Origin of the sequence: Devosia lucknowensis, from assembly GCF_900177655.1 — a bacterium.
In the GTDB taxonomy this organism is placed as follows: domain Bacteria; phylum Pseudomonadota; class Alphaproteobacteria; order Rhizobiales; family Devosiaceae; genus Devosia; species Devosia lucknowensis.
The window spans coordinates 658,989-675,292 of sequence record NZ_FXWK01000001.1; the positions used below are offsets into that span (position 1 = coordinate 658,989).

Annotated in this window: 15 protein-coding genes; 4 read left to right on the plus strand and 11 right to left on the minus strand. The window is 64.2% G+C overall.

All coding sequences use genetic code 11. From position 1 onward, the window contains the following. The first annotated feature begins 18 nt into the window (after positions 1-18). The 4 genes from guaA (at position 19) to CCK88_RS03105 (ending at position 5,645) form a co-directional block, all read left to right on the plus strand. Entirely contained in the window at positions 19-1,590 is a 1,572-nt protein-coding gene (gene guaA / locus CCK88_RS03090) for a glutamine-hydrolyzing GMP synthase (RefSeq protein WP_086469071.1), read from the plus strand. A gap of 329 nt (positions 1,591-1,919) precedes the next feature. Beyond that, a complete protein-coding gene (locus CCK88_RS03095; protein ID WP_086469072.1) occupies positions 1,920-2,708 on the plus strand; it encodes a tetratricopeptide repeat protein in 789 nt (262 codons plus the stop codon). 24 nt (positions 2,709-2,732) lie between these two features. Beyond that, a complete protein-coding gene (der, locus tag CCK88_RS03100; protein WP_086469073.1) occupies positions 2,733-4,184 on the plus strand; it encodes a ribosome biogenesis GTPase Der in 1,452 nt (483 codons plus the stop codon). Between the two features lie 189 nt (positions 4,185-4,373). Beyond that, positions 4,374-5,645 carry a hemolysin family protein gene (locus tag CCK88_RS03105; protein WP_170926465.1) on the plus strand — a complete coding sequence of 424 codons (1,272 nt, stop codon included), beginning with the start codon at positions 4,374-4,376 and terminating at the stop codon, positions 5,643-5,645. Between the two features lie 109 nt (positions 5,646-5,754). Here the strand turns inward: CCK88_RS03105 and CCK88_RS03110 are convergent, their stop codons facing one another. The 11 genes from CCK88_RS03110 to rpsF form a co-directional block, all read right to left on the minus strand. Continuing rightward, on the minus strand, positions 5,755-6,363 hold the full coding sequence (locus CCK88_RS03110) for a GNAT family N-acetyltransferase (protein WP_086469075.1): 609 nt from the start codon (positions 6,361-6,363) through the stop codon (positions 5,755-5,757). A gap of 3 nt (positions 6,364-6,366) precedes the next feature. Beyond that, positions 6,367-7,101 (minus strand): SDR family NAD(P)-dependent oxidoreductase, encoded by a 735-nt coding sequence (locus CCK88_RS03115; RefSeq protein WP_086469076.1) that lies wholly within the window; start codon positions 7,099-7,101, stop codon positions 6,367-6,369. Continuing rightward, positions 7,101-8,591, minus strand: coding sequence for an amidophosphoribosyltransferase (purF, locus tag CCK88_RS03120; protein WP_086469077.1), 1,491 nt, complete (start codon positions 8,589-8,591; stop codon positions 7,101-7,103). Before purF ends, CCK88_RS03115 begins: the two co-directional genes overlap by 1 nt. 117 nt (positions 8,592-8,708) lie before the next feature. Next, a complete protein-coding gene (locus CCK88_RS03125; protein WP_086469078.1) occupies positions 8,709-9,341 on the minus strand; it encodes a CvpA family protein in 633 nt (210 codons plus the stop codon). 137 nt (positions 9,342-9,478) lie between these two features. Further along, a complete protein-coding gene (gene radA / locus CCK88_RS03130; protein WP_086470780.1) occupies positions 9,479-10,885 on the minus strand; it encodes a DNA repair protein RadA in 1,407 nt (468 codons plus the stop codon). Between the two features lie 165 nt (positions 10,886-11,050). Beyond that, positions 11,051-11,614, minus strand: a complete 564-nt coding sequence (locus CCK88_RS03135) for a DUF1697 domain-containing protein (RefSeq protein ID WP_086469079.1) — start codon at positions 11,612-11,614, stop codon at positions 11,051-11,053. Positions 11,615-11,844: 230 nt separating this feature from the next. Continuing rightward, a complete protein-coding gene (alr, locus tag CCK88_RS03140) occupies positions 11,845-12,972 on the minus strand; it encodes an alanine racemase (protein ID WP_086469080.1) in 1,128 nt (375 codons plus the stop codon). A 2-nt stretch (positions 12,973-12,974) separates the two neighbouring features. After that, entirely contained in the window at positions 12,975-14,459 is a 1,485-nt protein-coding gene (locus tag CCK88_RS03145) for a replicative DNA helicase (RefSeq protein WP_086469081.1), read from the minus strand. 260 nt (positions 14,460-14,719) lie between these two features. Continuing rightward, positions 14,720-15,286 (minus strand): 50S ribosomal protein L9, encoded by a 567-nt coding sequence (rplI, locus tag CCK88_RS03150; protein ID WP_086469082.1) that lies wholly within the window; start codon positions 15,284-15,286, stop codon positions 14,720-14,722. Positions 15,287-15,506: 220 nt separating this feature from the next. Continuing rightward, a complete protein-coding gene (gene rpsR / locus CCK88_RS03155) occupies positions 15,507-15,761 on the minus strand; it encodes a 30S ribosomal protein S18 (RefSeq protein ID WP_046103856.1) in 255 nt (84 codons plus the stop codon). A 19-nt stretch (positions 15,762-15,780) separates the two neighbouring features. After that, the gene (gene rpsF, locus CCK88_RS03160; protein ID WP_086469083.1) at positions 15,781-16,185 is read right to left on the minus strand and encodes a 30S ribosomal protein S6; all 405 of its coding nucleotides are present in this window, start codon (positions 16,183-16,185) and stop codon (positions 15,781-15,783) included. Between the last annotated feature and the right edge of the window lie 119 nt (positions 16,186-16,304).

Here is a 16,304-nt window from a genome sequence, read left to right on the forward strand (position 1 = left end):
CGAGGCTAAAGCCTCGCCATGCAGCACCCAGATACCGCCCCCCTCAACGACACCATCCTGATCGTCGATTTCGGCTCGCAGGTTACGCAGCTGATCGCCCGGCGCATCCGTGAAACCGGCGTTTATTGCGAAATCCACCCGTTCCAGTCGGCAGGCGCAGCGATGCTGGCGCTTCGTCCCAAGGGCGTGGTGCTGTCCGGCAGCCCGGCATCGACGCTCGATGCCAATGCGCCCACGATCGATCCGGCCATTCTGTCCGCCGATGTGCCGATCCTGGGCATCTGCTATGGCCAGCAGGCCCTTTGCATGGCGCTGGGCGGCAAGGTCGAGGCGGGACATCACCGGGAATTCGGCCGTGCCGAGCTGACGCTGCAAAAAGCCAACTCGCTGTCCGAAGGTGTCTGGGGCATCGGTACTGACCATCAGGTCTGGATGAGCCACGGGGACCGGGTCGTCGCGCTGCCCGAAGGCTTCGAGGTCGTCGGCACCTCGCCCAATGCGCCCTTCGCCATGATCGCCAACGAGGCGCGCCGCATCTGGGCGGTGCAGTTCCACCCCGAAGTGGTTCACACGCCCGACGGCGGCAAGCTTTACGCCAACTTCGTCCATCAGATCTGCGGCATCGCCAGCAACTGGACCATGTCGGCCTACCGGCAGAAGATGATCGAGAAGATCCGCGACCAGGTCGGCTCCGGCCGGGTCATCTGCGGTCTCTCCGGTGGCGTGGATTCATCCGTGGCAGCCGTGCTGATCCACGAAGCCATCGGCGACCAGCTGACCTGCATCTATGTCGACCATGGCCTGATGCGCCTCAATGAGAGCGAGCAGGTCGTGACCATGTTCCGCGATCAGTTCAACATCCCCCTCGTCCATGTGGATGCCGCAAAGCTGTTTCTGGGCGAGCTCGAAGGCCAGTCCGATCCGGAAACCAAGCGCAAGATCATCGGGCGCCTGTTCATCGAAGTGTTCGAGGAGGAGGCAAAGAAGCTTGGCGGCGCCGAATTCCTGGCCCAGGGTACGCTTTACCCGGACGTCATCGAAAGCGTATCCTTCACCGGCGGTCCTTCCGTCACCATCAAGTCGCACCACAACGTGGGCGGCTTGCCCGAGCGCATGAACATGCAGCTTGTCGAGCCTCTGCGCGAGCTGTTCAAGGACGAGGTGCGTGTGCTCGGCCGCGAGCTTGGTATTCCCGAAAGCTTCATCGGTCGCCATCCCTTCCCGGGACCCGGCCTTGCCATCCGCTGCCCGGGCGGTATCACGCCCGAAAAGCTCGATATCCTGCGCCAGGCCGATGCCATCTATCTCGATGAAATCCGCAAGTCCGGCCAATACGACAAGATCTGGCAGGCCTTTGCCGTGCTGCTTCCGGTCCAGACCGTCGGCGTCATGGGCGATGGCCGCACCTATGAATTCGTCTGCGCCCTGCGCGCCGTCACCTCGGTCGACGGCATGACGGCCGATTTCTATCAGTTCGACATGAACTTCCTGGGCAAGACGGCCACCCGCATCATCAACGAAGTGCGTGGCATCAATCGGGTCGTTTATGACGTGACCTCCAAGCCGCCCGGGACGATTGAATGGGAGTAGCTGCCGGGCCGCGCGTCGCGCGGCAAAATCGGTCCAGTGGGCCGATTTTAGGCAGCTACGCCCGGAGAGCTATGCTCGCAGGGCCCGGCTCATCAACGGGTACGATCTGCGCGTCGCGCGGCAAAATCGGTCCAGTGGACCGATTTTAGGCGGCTACGCCCGGAGAGCTATGCCATGAGAGCTATGCTCGCAGGGCGGGGCGACCGGTCTCCGGCCGGACATCCTCCCGAACGATCGCTCAATCTCCGGCTCGCCAAGGCGAGCCGGTTTGCATTCGCGAGGACGCGTGATAATGCTCCCCCCAACTGATTTTCGACGCTAGGCCGGCCATGTCCAACGAGAATATCTTCAAGGAAATCGACGAGGAACTGCGCACCGATCGCATGCGCGCCCTGTGGCGCCGTCTGGCGCCCTTCGTCATTGGCGGGGCTTTCGCCATTGTGGCGCTGGTTGCGGTCAACGAAGGCTGGTCCTGGTACTCCAACAGCCAGTCCTCCGCCTCGTCTACCGAGCTCTACGCGGCACTCGATGCTGCCGAAGCCGGTGACCTCGCCGGTGCGCAGGCGCAGCTCGATACGCTGGCGGCCGATGGCTCGGGCGGCTATCCGGTGCTCGCCGAATTCCGCAAGGCCGCACTGCTGGCCGAAGAAGGCGATGCCGCCGGTGCCGTTGCCGCCTATGACGCTCTAGCCAATGCGCAGTCCAATCCGCGCCTGCGCGAACTGGCCTTGCTGCTCGCGGCAAACATTCTCGTCGACAGCGGCACGCTTGCCGATGTCGAGGCGCGCATTTCGACCCTCGCGACCGACGACGCCCCGCTGCGCCGTGTTGCGCGCGAGCTGATCGGTCTCGCTCAGTACAAGGCCGGCGACTATGCCGCCGCCGAAGCCAGCTTCGAGGCCGTTCTCAACGATCCGCTGGCCCAGTCGGGCATCCGCAATCGCATGGCCTATTACCTCGCACAGATGCTGTCCGAAGGCGCCACCACGCCCGCCGAGCCGGCACAGGCCGCTGCGGAAGCCATCGACAGCATCGTTGAGGGTGATGCGGCTCCCGCCGCCGAGCCGGCTGCCACCCCGGCCGCCGAGCCCGCAGCAGAGCCAGCCGCCGAGCAATAGGCCGGCAAGAGAAGGAACACCGCCATGACGGTCACGCTGGCCATTGTTGGCCGTCCAAATGTCGGCAAGTCGACCCTGTTCAATCGCCTCGTCGGTCGCAAGATCGCGCTCGTCGATGATACGCCCGGTGTGACCCGCGACCGCCGCGAGGCAGAGGGTCGCATTGCTGACCTCACCTTCAAGGTGCTCGACACGGCCGGCTATGAAGACGTGCGTGATGGTTCGCTCGAGGATCGCATGCGCCAGCAGACCGAGCTGGCGATCCGCGAAGCTGATATCATCCTGTTCATGATCGACGCCCGCGCCGGTGTTGTCCCGCTCGACCAGCGCTTTGCTCAGGTCCTGCGCAAGGCTGGCAAGCATGTACACCTCGTCGGCAACAAGGCCGAGAGCAGCTCGGCCGAGGCTGGCCTGGTGGAAGCGTTCAAGCTCGGCTTCGGCGAGCCGATACCGCTGTCGGCCGAACACGGACTTGGCCTTTCCGAACTCTATTCCATCGTCTCCGCCGCTATCGACAAGGCCGAGGAAAAGAAGGCGCAGCAGGCCGAGGAAGACGCCTTGTCCGGCGACCTCGATCTGATGCCGGAAGTCGATGTCGACATCACGCCCGACATGCTTGAAGGCGAGGGTGACGATGCCACGCTCCGCTGGAACCCGCGCCGCTATCTCAACGTCGCCATCGTTGGCCGTCCCAATGCCGGCAAGTCCACCCTGGTGAACCGTATGGTGGGCGAGGACCGGGTTCTCGTCGGGCCCGAGGCCGGCATCACCCGCGACTCGATTCTCGTGCCCTGGGAATGGGAAGGCCGGACGATCAACCTCGTCGATACAGCCGGCATTCGCCGCCGCTCGCGCGTCACCGAGAAGCTCGAGAAGCTGGCCGTCGGCGACAGCCTGCGTTCGCTTCAGTATGCCGAGGTGGTCGTTCTTCTCCTCGACGCCACCATCCCGTTCGAAAAGCAGGATCTCGCTTTGGCCGATCTGGTCGAGCGCGAGGGCCGCGCCATGGTCATCGCGCTCAACAAGTGGGACCTGATCGAGGACAAGAACAAGACTCTCTCTGAATTGCGCGAGGCCTGCGAGCGTCTGCTGCCGCAGCTGCGGGGTATTCCGCTCGTTACCCTGTCCGGCCTCACCGGGCGCAATATTGATCGCCTGATGGAGGCCATCTTCGAGATCGAGCGCAGCTGGAACGCCCACGTCTCGACTTCGCGGCTCAACCGCTGGCTCGCCGGCATGACCGAGAGCCATCCGCCTCCGGCTGTCTCTGGCCGCCGCCTCAAGATGCGCTACATGACGCAGGCCAAGACGCGGCCGCCCAGCTTCATCATCTTCGCCTCGCGTCCCGATGCCGTCCCTGCCTCCTACCAGCGCTACCTGGTCAACGGGCTGCGCGAAGCGTTCGACATCAAGGGCACGCCAATCCGCCTCTGGCTGCGCGGCGGCAAAAATCCTTACGCCGACAAGAAGTCGTAGCGATCGGCGGCTCGCCCGCCTTTTTGTCTGCCTGCGCCTGTGGGAAACCTTCTGGCGGCGCGTCCGGATCGAGAGCTCCGGGCCGCTGGCCTATTCAAATGTCGCAAACTTCCCCTATAGTGCGCGCGTCGTAACACCCCGCCATCGGTCGCGGCGTGCCAACATTGCACTTTGTTGCTTACAGAAATCATCATCGTCGTCGTTCTGATCCTCGTGAACGGCGCCCTGGCCATGTCCGAACTGGCCGTCGTCTCTTCCCGCTCAGCCCGCTTGAAAGTTCTTGCCGACCAAGGCAACAAGGGTGCCGCCACGGCCATGAAACTGGCCGAGGATCCGGGTAAGTTCCTCTCCTCCGTCCAGATCGGTATCACCCTCGTCGGCGTCCTGTCCGGCGCCTTCTCCGGCGCCACGCTGGGCCTGCGCCTGTCGGAGTGGCTGCGCGAAATCGGTATCCCGGCCAATGTTGCCGATATCGGTGGTACTGGCCTCGTCGTCGTTGCCATCACCTACGCGACGCTGATCCTGGGCGAACTCGTGCCCAAGCAGGTGGCGCTGCGCAATCCGGAGACGGTCGCTTCCCGCGTCGCCCAGCCCATGGCCATCCTCGCCCGCGTCGGCACGCCCATCGTCTGGGTGCTCGACATTTCCGGCAAGCTGGTGCTGCGCGTTCTGGGGCAGTCCGGCCAGTCCGAGGAATCGGTGACCGAGGAGGAAGTCCGCACCATCATTGCCGAGGCAACCACAGCCGGCATCTTCGAGACCGAGGAACACTCGATGATCTCGGGCGTGATGCGCCTTGCCGACCGTTCGGCTCGCGGCATCATGACCCCGCGTCCCGATGTGATCAGCATCGATCTTCAGGACAGCTACGAGGAAAGCCTCAAGGCAATCCTCGAAACCACCCACACCAAGGTGCTGGTGCAGGATGGCGACGCCGATTCCATCATCGGCGTCCTGTCGCAGTCTGATCTGTTGCCCAGCCTCGTCGCCGGCCAGCAACCCGACCTGCGCAGCCTCGTCAAGCCCGTGCCGGTTGTCATGGAACATGCCGATGCACTGAGCGTGGTCGAGACCATGCGCGGCGGTCGCGCCCAGATGGCTCTCGTCGTCGACGAATACGGCCACTTCGAAGGTATCGTCACCTATGGCGACGTGCTCGAGGTCATCACTGGCGTCTACAACGAGGAGCCGGGCGACGAACCGGCCGTGACCCAGCGCAAGGACGGTTCCTGGCTCGTGGCTGGCTGGATGCCGGCCGACGATTTCTCGGAGCGTTTCAAGGTGGCCGTCCCCAAGGATGCGCGCTACGAGACCCTCGCCGGCTTCATCCTCTCCCAGCTCAATCGCGTCCCCGCGGTGGGCGAGAGCTTTACGCATGAAGGCTGGCATTTCGAAGTCGTGGATCTCGACGGCCACCGCATCGACAAGGTGCTGATCTCGCCGGTCGTCGTCCCGAGCTGACGCCCCGGCTGACATTCCCGCCAATTGAAATCCCGGCCATTGGCCGGGATATTTGTTTGGTTGTCTGATACGGAATGTCCGACCGCCACCGGCATCGCGTGGTGAAACGTCACGCGCTCCGACCCCGAAGCGGCATCCCGAACCAGACCACACCCGGCGCCTCGATCAAGGGCGCGAACCCGCTGCGCGTCCAGAAGGCGATCCCGCCCGTATTCGTCGCGCTGGCCCCCAGGTGGATGCCGCTGACACCGGCCGCGCGCGCCTCCTCGATCCACATGTCGAGCAGGCGCGTCCCCACGCGCTGCCCCCGCAGCCGCGGCAGCAGGTTCATGTGGATATGGGCAGGGTAGGCGGCCACGAGTTCGGCCGGCGGATGGTGCGGCTCCATGATCGCCGCCACGCGGATGCGATCGGCCTCCGTCAGGTTCTCGGCATCCGCATAGCGTTCGCGCAGCGCCGGCCACCACTCCCGCTCGAGCCGCTCGTCGAACCCGTCCGTGTCATGCGTGCCCACGATATAGCCGGCGACACCAGCGCTGTCCTCGGCCACGAACACCTTGTCCGGCTCCAGCACGCCGTATGGTGCGGAGTAGATATGGCCCACCAGATGCCCGTCATGGTGCAGCGCCGTGGCGTCCGCGCCGGCCTGCCCGGTCTCGAGACAGATGCGATAGAGCGCATCGAGATCGGCGGGGCGATACCGGCGCAAGCTCACCATGGCTCAGATGTCTTCGAATGCACCGGTGTCGACGTCGAACAGCCGGCCGTTTTCCTGCAGCTTGGGGCTGAGCATGTCGATCAGCTTGGGCGCGACCTCGGCCGGCGTCGGCAGCGTCTCGGGATCCTCGCCGGGCATCGCCTTTGCCCGCATCGCCGTGCGCACGATGCCGGGATAGAACACGTTGACGCGCGCCTTGGTGGTAGCGATCTCGCCGGCATAGGATTTCACCAGCGCGTCGAGCGCCGCCTTGCTCGCCGCGTAAAGGCCCCAGAACGGCCGTGCCGAGCGGGCCGCGCCCGAAGACACGAACACCGCGCGTCCCGCTTCCGACTGGCGCAGGAGCACGTCGAGCGAACGGAGTAGGCGATAGTTGGCGGTGACGTTCACCGCCAGCACCTTGTCGAACTCGTCGGGCTTGATATGCGCGACAGGGCTGAGGACGCCCAGCTGCCCCGCATTGGCGACGAGCCCGTCCAGGTGTCCCCAACGCTCGAAGATGGCTGCGCCGAGACGGTCGATGGCGTCGCCATCGCGCAGGTCGAGCGGCACCAGAGTGGCCGAACCGCCATTGGCCTGGATCGTGTCGTCGAGCTCTTCGAGCCCGCCCACCGTGCGGGCCACCGCGATCACATGCGCCCCGCGCCGCGCCGCCTCGATGCCGGCCGCATAGCCGATGCCGCGCGATGCGCCGGTGACGAGGACGACCTTGCCGGCCAGTTCGGTTGTGTCAGTCATTAACCCGCTTCCTTGAGCAGCGAAATCTGCTTGGGATCGCTCATGGGGCGGCCATGCAGATCGGTCAACTGCGTCGGATAGTCACCGGTGAAATAGTGGTCGGTAAACTGCGGCGACTGCGCATTGCGCTTCTCGCCGCCCACCGCTTCGTAAAGCCCGTCGATCGACAGGAAGGCCAGGGAATCGGCGCCAATGAACTCGCACATGGCTTTGAGGTCGCCATACTGGTTGGCCAGCAGCTTGTCCGGGTCGGGTGTGTCGATCCCATAATAATCCGAGTGGAAGATCATCGGGCTGGCGACGCGGATATGGACTTCGGTCGCGCCGGCATCGCGGATCATCTGTACGATCTTGACCGACGTCGTGCCGCGCACGATGGAATCGTCGATCAGCACCACGCGCTTGCCGGCGATTTCGGCCCGGTTGGCCGAATGCTTGAGGCGCACGCCGAAGGCGCGGATTTGCTGGGTCGGCTCGATGAAGGTGCGGCCCACATAGTGGTTGCGGATAATGCCCAGCTCGAACGGAATGCCGCTCTGTTGCGCATAGCCGATGGCCGCCGGCGTGCCGCCATCGGGCACCGGAACCACCACGTCCGCTTCCACCGGCGCTTCCTTGGCCAGGTTGATGCCCATGTTCTTGCGCGCCTTGTAGACACTGCGGCCCGAAACGACGCTGTCGGGGCGGGCGAAGTAGACATATTCGAACAGGCACGGCCGTTCGGCCACCTTGCGCGCCGGCTTGCGCGCATCGATCGAAATCGATCCGTCGGGCTGGATTTCGCAGATGATCACTTCGCCGTTTTCGACGTCGCGGACATATTTGGCCCCGACGATGTCGAGCGCGCAGGTTTCCGAGCAGAAGATCGGCTTGCCGTCGAGTTCACCCATGACCAGCGGGCGGATGCCCACCGGATCGCGCGCCGCGATCAGCTTGGTGCGGGTCATCGCCAGCATCGCATAGCCGCCTTCCATCTGCCGGATGGCGTCGATGAAGCGGTCCGTGGTCGATGAGTGGCGCGACCGGGCGATCAGGTGCAGCACCACCTCGCTGTCCGAGGTCGACTGGCAGATGGCGCCGGTGGCGATGATCTGGCGGCGCAGCGTCAGGCCATTGGTGAAATTACCGTTATGGGCGATGGCGATGCCGCCCGCCTCCAGCTCCGCGAACAGCGGCTGCACGTTGCGCAGCGCCACTTCGCCCGTGGTCGAATACCGCGTGTGGCCGATGGCGATATTGCCCGGCAGTTTCGCGAGCACGGCGGGGTCGGTGTAGTGGTCACCCACCAGGCCCATGCGCTTTTCCTGGTGAAACTGGCGGCCGTCGAAGCTGACGATACCCGCTGCCTCCTGGCCACGATGCTGCAGGGCATGCAGGCCGAGCGCCGTCAACGTCGCGGCGTCGTCATGCCCTAAAATGCCAAACACGCCGCACTCTTCATGCAGCGTGTCTCCATCGATATCGAAAGCATCATCGCTGGGATGGGTCACCGGGGGGCTCCGTGTGAGAAACGCGTGGTTGCCAGATAGCGCTTTTTCCCGCCGGCCACCAATGACATCTGGGGTCGGCAGGGTTGAGGCGGCTGCTAGGCTCCGCCCCTTAAGGGGTCAGACCGCAGGGGCCGGGGCAGGGTCCGCAACCGGATCGGTCGGATCCACCGTGCCGTCATTGGGATCAGTGGCGCCGTCCAGAGGTGCTTCCGGAGCCTGCGGATCATCCGTCAGGTTGGCGCCGCCGCCCTGCAGGATGTCCGTCACCTGCTGCTCGAGACCTTCCGGCAGCATGGAGATCAACGTGTTGCCCATGTCGCGCAGATAAGGCAGCGACTGAGAGTTGGCCGCCCAGTCGGGCAGGTTGTTGGGCAAGAGCCACAGGCCGAAAATGGTCACGACGATGGCGATCAGCACACCGCGCAGGACACCGAAGACGAAGCCGAGCGTGCGGTCGATCGGCCCGATGCGGCTGTCGACCACGAAATCGGCGATGCGCATGGTGAGCAGGTGCAGCACGATCAGCGACACGATGAACGTCACGACCACGGTCGCGATGTCGGCGATAACAGGCTCGGCGACATATTGCCGGGCGATTTCGGGATGGTACTGCCACATATAGACAGCGATCGCTGCCGAACCGGCCCAGGTCGCCAGCGACAGCACTTCACGGGTCAAGCCTCGCGCTGTGGCCAGGATTGCCGAGATCAGCACCAGCACACCCACACCAACGTCGAACGCAGTCAGCATATGTCTTGCCCTGTTTGTCTTTCCGTCACGGATGGCCTGGGAGCTTCCCTGACTTTTGCTGGACCTTTAGCGGCTTTGCCGCGCCCTGCCAAGCCTAGCCGGCCCCATGGGCCACGATCTCCCCGGAAACACTTCGTTTACCAGCCTTCCGGCTCCGGTTCGGGCATCGCTCGCTTGCCCTGGGCCGCGATACGGCTGACCATGTCGGTCAACTGCGCATATTCGGTAACCTCGAGCTCGCCGTTGCGATCCGCGCTCCCCAGTTTGCCGGTCACCACCGAACCGAATCCCAGCTTGGCTGCCTCTCGCAACCGCAGGGCGCCATGCACCACGGGACGGACGCCACCTGCCAGCGATATTTCGCCGAAATACACCGCATCGGCGGGCAGCGCGGCCCCCGTCAGCGACGAAATCAGCGCCGCTGCAACGGCGAGGTCGGCCGCAGGCTCGTTGATCTTCAGACCGCCCGCCACATTGAGGTAGATATCGTTGGCGCCGATCCGCACCCCGCATCGCGTCTCGAGCACGGCGAGCACCATGGATAGCCGCGAACTGTCCCAGCCGACCACCGCGCGCCGCGGCGTGCCCAGTGGGGAAGGGGCGACCAGCGCCTGGATCTCGATGAGCAGCGGACGCGTGCCTTCCATGCCCGCGAACACCGCCGAGCCGGCCGCATCCTTGTCGCGCTGGTCGAGAAACAGCGCCGAAGGATTGGCGACCTGTTCGAGCCCGCGCTCGGTCATGGCGAAGACGCCGATCTCGTCGGTCGCGCCGTAGCGGTTCTTCACGCCGCGCAGGATGCGGAACGTATGGCTGCTGTCGCCCTCGAAATAGAGCACGGCGTCGACCATGTGTTCGACCACGCGCGGCCCGGCGATTTGCCCGTCCTTGGTGACGTGCCCGACGAGCACGATGGCCGCGCCGCTCTTCTTGGCAAGGCGCGTGAGCGCCTGGGCCGAGGTGCGCACCTGCGTCACCGTGCCGGGCGCCGAGTCCACGCGGTCCGTCCAGAGCGTCTGGATGGAGTCGATGATGACGAGATCGGGCGGAGGCCCGCTTTCCAGCGTCGCAAGAATGATCTCGACATTGGTTTCGGCGGCGAGAAGCACCCCCGCATCCCCCAGCCCCAGCCTTTGCGCACGCAGGCGCACTTGCGCCACCGCCTCTTCGCCCGAAACATAGATGACGCGTTTGCCCTTTGCCGCCAGCGCCGCCGCCGATTGCAGCAGCAGCGTCGACTTGCCGATACCGGGGTCGCCGCCCACCAGCAGTGCCGAACCCTTGACGAAGCCGCCACCGGTCACGCGATCGAGCTCGGCAATGCCAGTCACGACCCGCGCCGCGCTCTCGGTCTCGCCGGACAGCGGCACCAGATTGGCCGGCCGTCCGTTGGATTTTGCCGCCTTGGGCCCAGCGCCAACGCCGGAATCGACCAACTCCTCGACGATGGTGTTCCATTCGCCGCAAGCATCGCAGCGTCCGGTCCAGCGTGTCGAAACCGCGCCGCAGGACTGACAGATGAATTGAGATCGATTCTTGGCCAAGAGATCCACCGTGTTGAGCGGAAAACATGTAGTGGGGCAGGGCGGATGTGGCAAGAACAAAAAGAGAACCAGCCTACTCTCCACCTGCCCACGAAGACCGGGAAGGGATGCGCCGTGCGTGCCGCGCTATCGAGCCAAACGCCGATGCTCCTCTCCCCCCCTTCTTCAGGGGGAGGCCGGGTGGGGGTGCTCAGCCGCCGCCGCTGCAATCTTCGTCACGCTGCTCCAGCTCCGGGACGTATTCGTCCCGCAACTCTTGTCGATCAATCGGATCAGTCTTCCAGACTCCGCGACGTCACGGGTGAAATCCACCACCAGATGCTTTTCCACCACATGCACATCCTCGGGCCCGTCATAGCCCTCGAGCCAGCCAAAATCCGGGGAAGCGTCGGCGAAAAAATAGACGCCGGTCTGGCTCGGGCGCTCCCGCGCGGCGTCGGGAACCGGGTCGGCCTTCAGCAGCCGTTGCAGCAGGTCGGGACTGCGCAGAACGGGCACGACATTCTCGCCGAGCCCGAAGCGGCGCAGCACCGCGGTCATGTCGCGTGTCGCCTCGCCCATGCTGCCCGGAAAGCCTGCAATCATGTTGCCGGTATTGAGCACCGTCACCGGCTCCGTGAACCCGGCCTTCTCCGCCGCCTCGCGCCATTGCGCCATGCCCATCAGCTTGTGCGTCACCGGTCCGATGGCGCGAAGGAGGATAACGTAGAGGTCAGGAGAATTGGCCATGGCGATTCCTCGTCTATGAGCGCCAGGAAACTTAGCAGAAAGACCGCCGCCGCGATAAAAACCAGAAGGGGGGTGATGGGCGCGCTGTTCAAAACACCCACCGTGCCGTCCTCGGGCCTGACCCGAGGACCGCTCTCAACGTTCGCTGTCGGTTCGACAGGCCCTCGTTTCAAGCCCGAGCGCGGAACTCGGATGGGGGAGGCACTGTGACCATAAGGTCGGAGCTGCCACTACTTCGGCAGGCGGCCGTCCCCGACATAGATGCGGTTGTAGCGGCCCTTGAGGCTGGTCAGCACCTCGTAGCCGATCGTGCCGCCGGCATCGGCCTGGTCGTCGACGCCCAGCTGCGGTCCGAGCACTTCCGCGCCCTCGCCGGGTGAGGGCAGGTCAGCGCCCAGCTCGGTGACGTCGACCACGGTGAGGTCCATCGAAATCTTGCCGATGACCGGACAGACCTTGCCGCGGATCACCACTTTCCCGCCCGGTCGCGCATTGGTGCCCGACATCGAGCGGAAATACCCGTCGGCATAACCGTAGCCGAGGATCGCCAGCCGGGAATTCCGGTTGAGCGTATAGGTGGCGCCATAGCCCACGGTCTCGCCGGTCCGCCCTTCCGTCACCTGCAGGATGGGCACATGCAGCGTCACCACCGGCTGCATCGGGTTCTTGCGCCCGGAAACGGCGCGCCCGCCATAAAGCGCGATGCCGGGCCGCACCATCTGGAAATGATAATCCCGGCCGCTCATCAGCGCCGCCGAATTGGCCAGCGACGCCGGAATGCCCGGAAACTGCGCCATCACCGATCCGAACAGGGCCAGCTGCGTGCGATTTTTCTCGTGGTTCGGGATATCGGCGCAGGCAAGGTGGCTCATCACCATCTGCGGCGCATATCCCAGGCGCTCGATACGCTCGCGCACCTGGCTCGCTTCATTGAGCCGGAAACCGATGCGGTTGATGCCGGTGTCGAAATGAAAGGCGCTGGGATAGGCCTCGTTGCGCTCGACGCACTTGGCCAGCCACTCTTCCAGCATCGTCATCGACGACAGCACCGGCATCAGGTTTTGCCGGATGTAGAGATTGGCCGCTCCGGGATATAGCCCGTAGAGCACGAAGATATGCGCGTCGGGTAGGGCCGCGCGGACGGCCATGCCTTCGTCGGGCGTCGCCACGAAGAAGAACCGGGCGCCCGCGGCATGCAGGGCCTTCGATGCCATTTCGATGCCCGTGCCATAGGCATCGGCCTTGACCACGGCGGCCGTCAGCGCTCCGGCGCTCACCTTGTCCAGGGCGCGCCAGTTGCGGGCGAGAGCCCCCAGATCGATACTCAATTGGCCGCCCAGGCCTGAAGTCAGCGCCATGCCTATTCCATGCGTTCAGGCAGGTAGTCTGCCCGAGCAAGGTTACCAAAGCGGGTAAACTGCGCCTCGAAGCTCAGCTGCACTGTGCCGGTGGGGCCGTGACGCTGCTTGGCGATGATGACTTCCGCCTTGCCGTGCACTTGCTCCATCTCTCCCTGCCAGGTCAGATGCTCGGGCGTGCCCTCTTTGGGTTCCTTGTTCTTGAGATAATATTCTTCGCGATAAACGAACAGAACCACGTCCGCGTCCTGCTCGATAGAGCCCGATTCGCGAAGGTCCGCCAGTTGCGGATGCTTGTCGTCGCGCTGTTCCACCTGGCGCGACAGCTGGCTGAGCGCAATGACAGGCACTTCCAGTTCCTTGGCCAGCGCCTTGAGCGTGGTGGTGATTTCCGTCAGCTCCTGCACGCGGTTCTGGCTCGATGCCTTGCTCGAGCCCGAGAGCAGCTGCAGGTAGTCGACGATGAGGAGATCCAAACCCTTCTGCCGCTTCAGGCGCCGTGCCCGCGCCGCCAGCTGCGCCACCGAGATACCGCCGGTATCGTCGATATAGAGCGGCACCTTGCTCATCATGTTCGAGACGTCGACCAGCTTGGCGAACTGATTGTCGTGGATGCGGCCGCGGCGGATGTCGGACGAGGAGATTTCCGCCTGCTCCGCCAGAATACGGGTGGCGAGCTGCTCGGAACTCATTTCGAGGCTGAAGAACCCCACGACGCCGCCGTTGACGGTTTTGTTGTGCCCGTCCGGCGTCACCTCGCCGCGCCAGTTCTTGGCGACATTGTAGGCGATATTGGTCACGAGCGAGGTCTTGCCCATGGCGGGACGGCCGGCGAGCACGATAAGGTCGCTTCGCTGCAGTCCGCCCATCTGCCGGTCGAGGTCATGCAGGTCCGTGGCGACGCCCGAAAGCCCGCCATCGCGCTGGAAGGCTTCGCCCGCCATCTGGATCGAGGCACTGAGCGCCGCGCCGAAGGCCTGGAAGCCGCCGTCATAACGGCCTTTTTCCGCCAGCTGGAACAGCTCGCCCTCGACCTTTTCGATCTGCTTGACCGGCGTCATCTCGACATCGGATTCATAGGCCGTCGACACCATTTCCTCGCCCACGAGGATCAGGTTGCGACGAATGGCGAGGTCATAGATGGCCTGCCCATAGTCGGCGGCATTGAGCACGGTGGTTGCTTCGGCCGCCAGCCGCGACAGGTACTGCATCATCGTGACTTCGGGCAGCAGCTGGTCGGGCAGGTGGGTCTTGAGCGTCGCCGGTTCCGCTGCCTTGCCGGCACGGATGATCTTGCCCGCCAGTTCGTAGATTTCCCGGTGGATCGGCTCGTAGAAATGCTCGGGCATCAGGAAATCGGCGACGCGGTAGAAGGCGTCGTTGTTGATCAGGATCGCGCCCAGCAGCGCCTGCTCCACGTCCACATTGTGCGGCGCGACGCGGAAGGATTTGTCGTCTTGGGAAGGCACGAGTGCGAGCTGGGCCATGGCAGTTCCTGAGGCGGTTAACCTTTCTTAATCACGCATCTCGCGCGTGAGTCTTGAGCTACCGGCGCGGAGCTGAAGATTGCCCTAACCGCCTTGTGAACTCTGTGGACAACGGGGATTGAGCTACAGCGCTCTTGTGGTGGCATTATGGGCGAGTCGCGCCCGGCGGCCACCGCTGTTTGCAGGTTGCTTCGGCCTCGGCGCAAACAAAAAGGGCCGGGAAAACCCGGCCCTTTCGTAAGTCTGGAACGGTACGAAGACTACTCTTCGTAACGGTCGTCCTGGGCAGCGTCGGCCTGGCCGGCGGCAAAGTCGCCAGCTTCGTCGGCTTCGAACGTGTGCACGGTGACGTCTTCACCGGCAGCCTGGCGCTCGGCTTCGTCCGGCGAGCGGGCGACGTTCACGGTGATCGTGACGGCGACTTCGGCATGCAGGTTCAGCGACACGGTGTGCACGCCGACGGTCTTGATCGCGTCGGGCAGGTCGACCTGATTGCGCTGCACGGTGAAACCGTCGGCAGCGAGGGCTTCCACGATATCGCGCGAGGCGACCGAACCATAGAGCTGACCGGTTTCACCCGCCTGGCGGATCATGGTCAAGGTGTGGCCGTTGAGGCCTTCGGCAATACCGGCGGCGGCATTGCGGCGCTCTTCATTGCGCTGTTCGATGTGAGCGCGCTCGTTCTCGAACTTCTTGCGGTTGGCTTCCGTTGCGCGCAACGCCTTGCCCTGGGGCAGGAGGAAGTTGCGGGCAAAGCCTGCCTTGACGTTGACTTCGTCGCCGATGGTGCCGGTGCGACCAACGCGCTCGAGCAGAATGACTTTCATATTTCTAATCCTTTGGCTGTCCCGCCCTGTCGGACGGTTAGGAGCCGCGAACCATTCGCGACCCCAGCGGGTGTGCCTTTGACGGGCACGAGTAGGCCAAACAGGAAGCCGTTGAGCTGGATGAGATAGTGGTGGTCCGATAGAACCGGAGCGGAGCGTACATGAGTACGTGAGCACCGGAAGCGCAGCGGACCGCCGCTAGATCGCCAGCCCAGCGAGCTTACTGGACGGCATACGGCATGAGGCCGATGAAGCGGGCGCGCTTGATGGCACGAGCCAGTTCGCGCTGCTTCTTGGCCGAAACGGCGGTGATGCGGCTCGGCACGATCTTGCCGCGCTCGGAGACGTAGCGCGAGAGCAGGCGAACGTCCTTGAAGTCGATCTTTGGTGCGCCTTCGCCCGAGAACGGGCAGGTCTTGCGACGACGCTGGAACGGGCGGCGAGCCTGGGAAGTGGTAAGGTCTTTGATTGCCATTTGCTAACGTTCCTTGTTCTTAGAAGCGGCGCGGACGGCGTTCGCCGGAGAAGCCACCACGGTCGCCGCCGGGACGGCCGCCACCATCGCGATCATCGCGATCGCGCTTCTGCATCATTGCCGATGGGCCTTCTTCCAGCTCGTCGACGCGCACGGTCATGAAGCGCAGGATGTCTTCGTTGATGCGCATCTGGCGTTCCATTTCGGCAACGGCTGCCGGGGAAGCGTCGATGTTGAGCAGGGTGTAGTGAGCCTTGCGGTTCTTGCGAATGCGGTAGGAGAGACCCTTGAGGCCCCAGTATTCGTTCTTGGTGACCTTGCCGCCGCCCTGGCCGAGAACTTCGGTCAGCTGTGCAGTCAGTTCTTCGACCTGCTGCTGGGAAACGTCCTGGCGGGCCAGGTAGATGTGTTCGTAAAGGGCCATGGATGCGCCTTCCTTTCGAGTTCAACTCAGCAATGCTTGGCGCGGAGCCCCTTCGAAGCCGGAAAGGCGTCAAAGCAGTCTTGCAAAGAGCGGGAACACGGGAGGCCGGACTCGAAAAG

What these genes read in the sequence shown, in the direction of transcription:
- guaA (WP_086469071.1), top strand. Translation starts at nt 19, where the DNA reads ATGCAGCACCCAGATACCGCCCCCCTCAACGACACCATCCTGATCGTC.
- CCK88_RS03095 (WP_086469072.1), top strand. Translation starts at nt 1,920, where the DNA reads ATGTCCAACGAGAATATCTTCAAGGAAATCGACGAGGAACTGCGCACC.
- der (WP_086469073.1), top strand. Translation starts at nt 2,733, where the DNA reads ATGACGGTCACGCTGGCCATTGTTGGCCGTCCAAATGTCGGCAAGTCG.
- CCK88_RS03110 (WP_086469075.1), bottom strand. Translation starts at nt 6,363, where the DNA reads ATGGTGAGCTTGCGCCGGTATCGCCCCGCCGATCTCGATGCGCTCTAT.
- CCK88_RS03115 (WP_086469076.1), bottom strand. Translation starts at nt 7,101, where the DNA reads ATGACTGACACAACCGAACTGGCCGGCAAGGTCGTCCTCGTCACCGGC.
- CCK88_RS03125 (WP_086469078.1), bottom strand. Translation starts at nt 9,341, where the DNA reads ATGCTGACTGCGTTCGACGTTGGTGTGGGTGTGCTGGTGCTGATCTCG.
- CCK88_RS03135 (WP_086469079.1), bottom strand. Translation starts at nt 11,614, where the DNA reads ATGGCCAATTCTCCTGACCTCTACGTTATCCTCCTTCGCGCCATCGGA.
- alr (WP_086469080.1), bottom strand. Translation starts at nt 12,972, where the DNA reads ATGGCGCTGACTTCAGGCCTGGGCGGCCAATTGAGTATCGATCTGGGG.
- CCK88_RS03145 (WP_086469081.1), bottom strand. Translation starts at nt 14,459, where the DNA reads ATGGCCCAGCTCGCACTCGTGCCTTCCCAAGACGACAAATCCTTCCGC.
- rplI (WP_086469082.1), bottom strand. Translation starts at nt 15,286, where the DNA reads ATGAAAGTCATTCTGCTCGAGCGCGTTGGTCGCACCGGCACCATCGGC.
- rpsR (WP_046103856.1), bottom strand. Translation starts at nt 15,761, where the DNA reads ATGGCAATCAAAGACCTTACCACTTCCCAGGCTCGCCGCCCGTTCCAG.
- rpsF (WP_086469083.1), bottom strand. Translation starts at nt 16,185, where the DNA reads ATGGCCCTTTACGAACACATCTACCTGGCCCGCCAGGACGTTTCCCAG.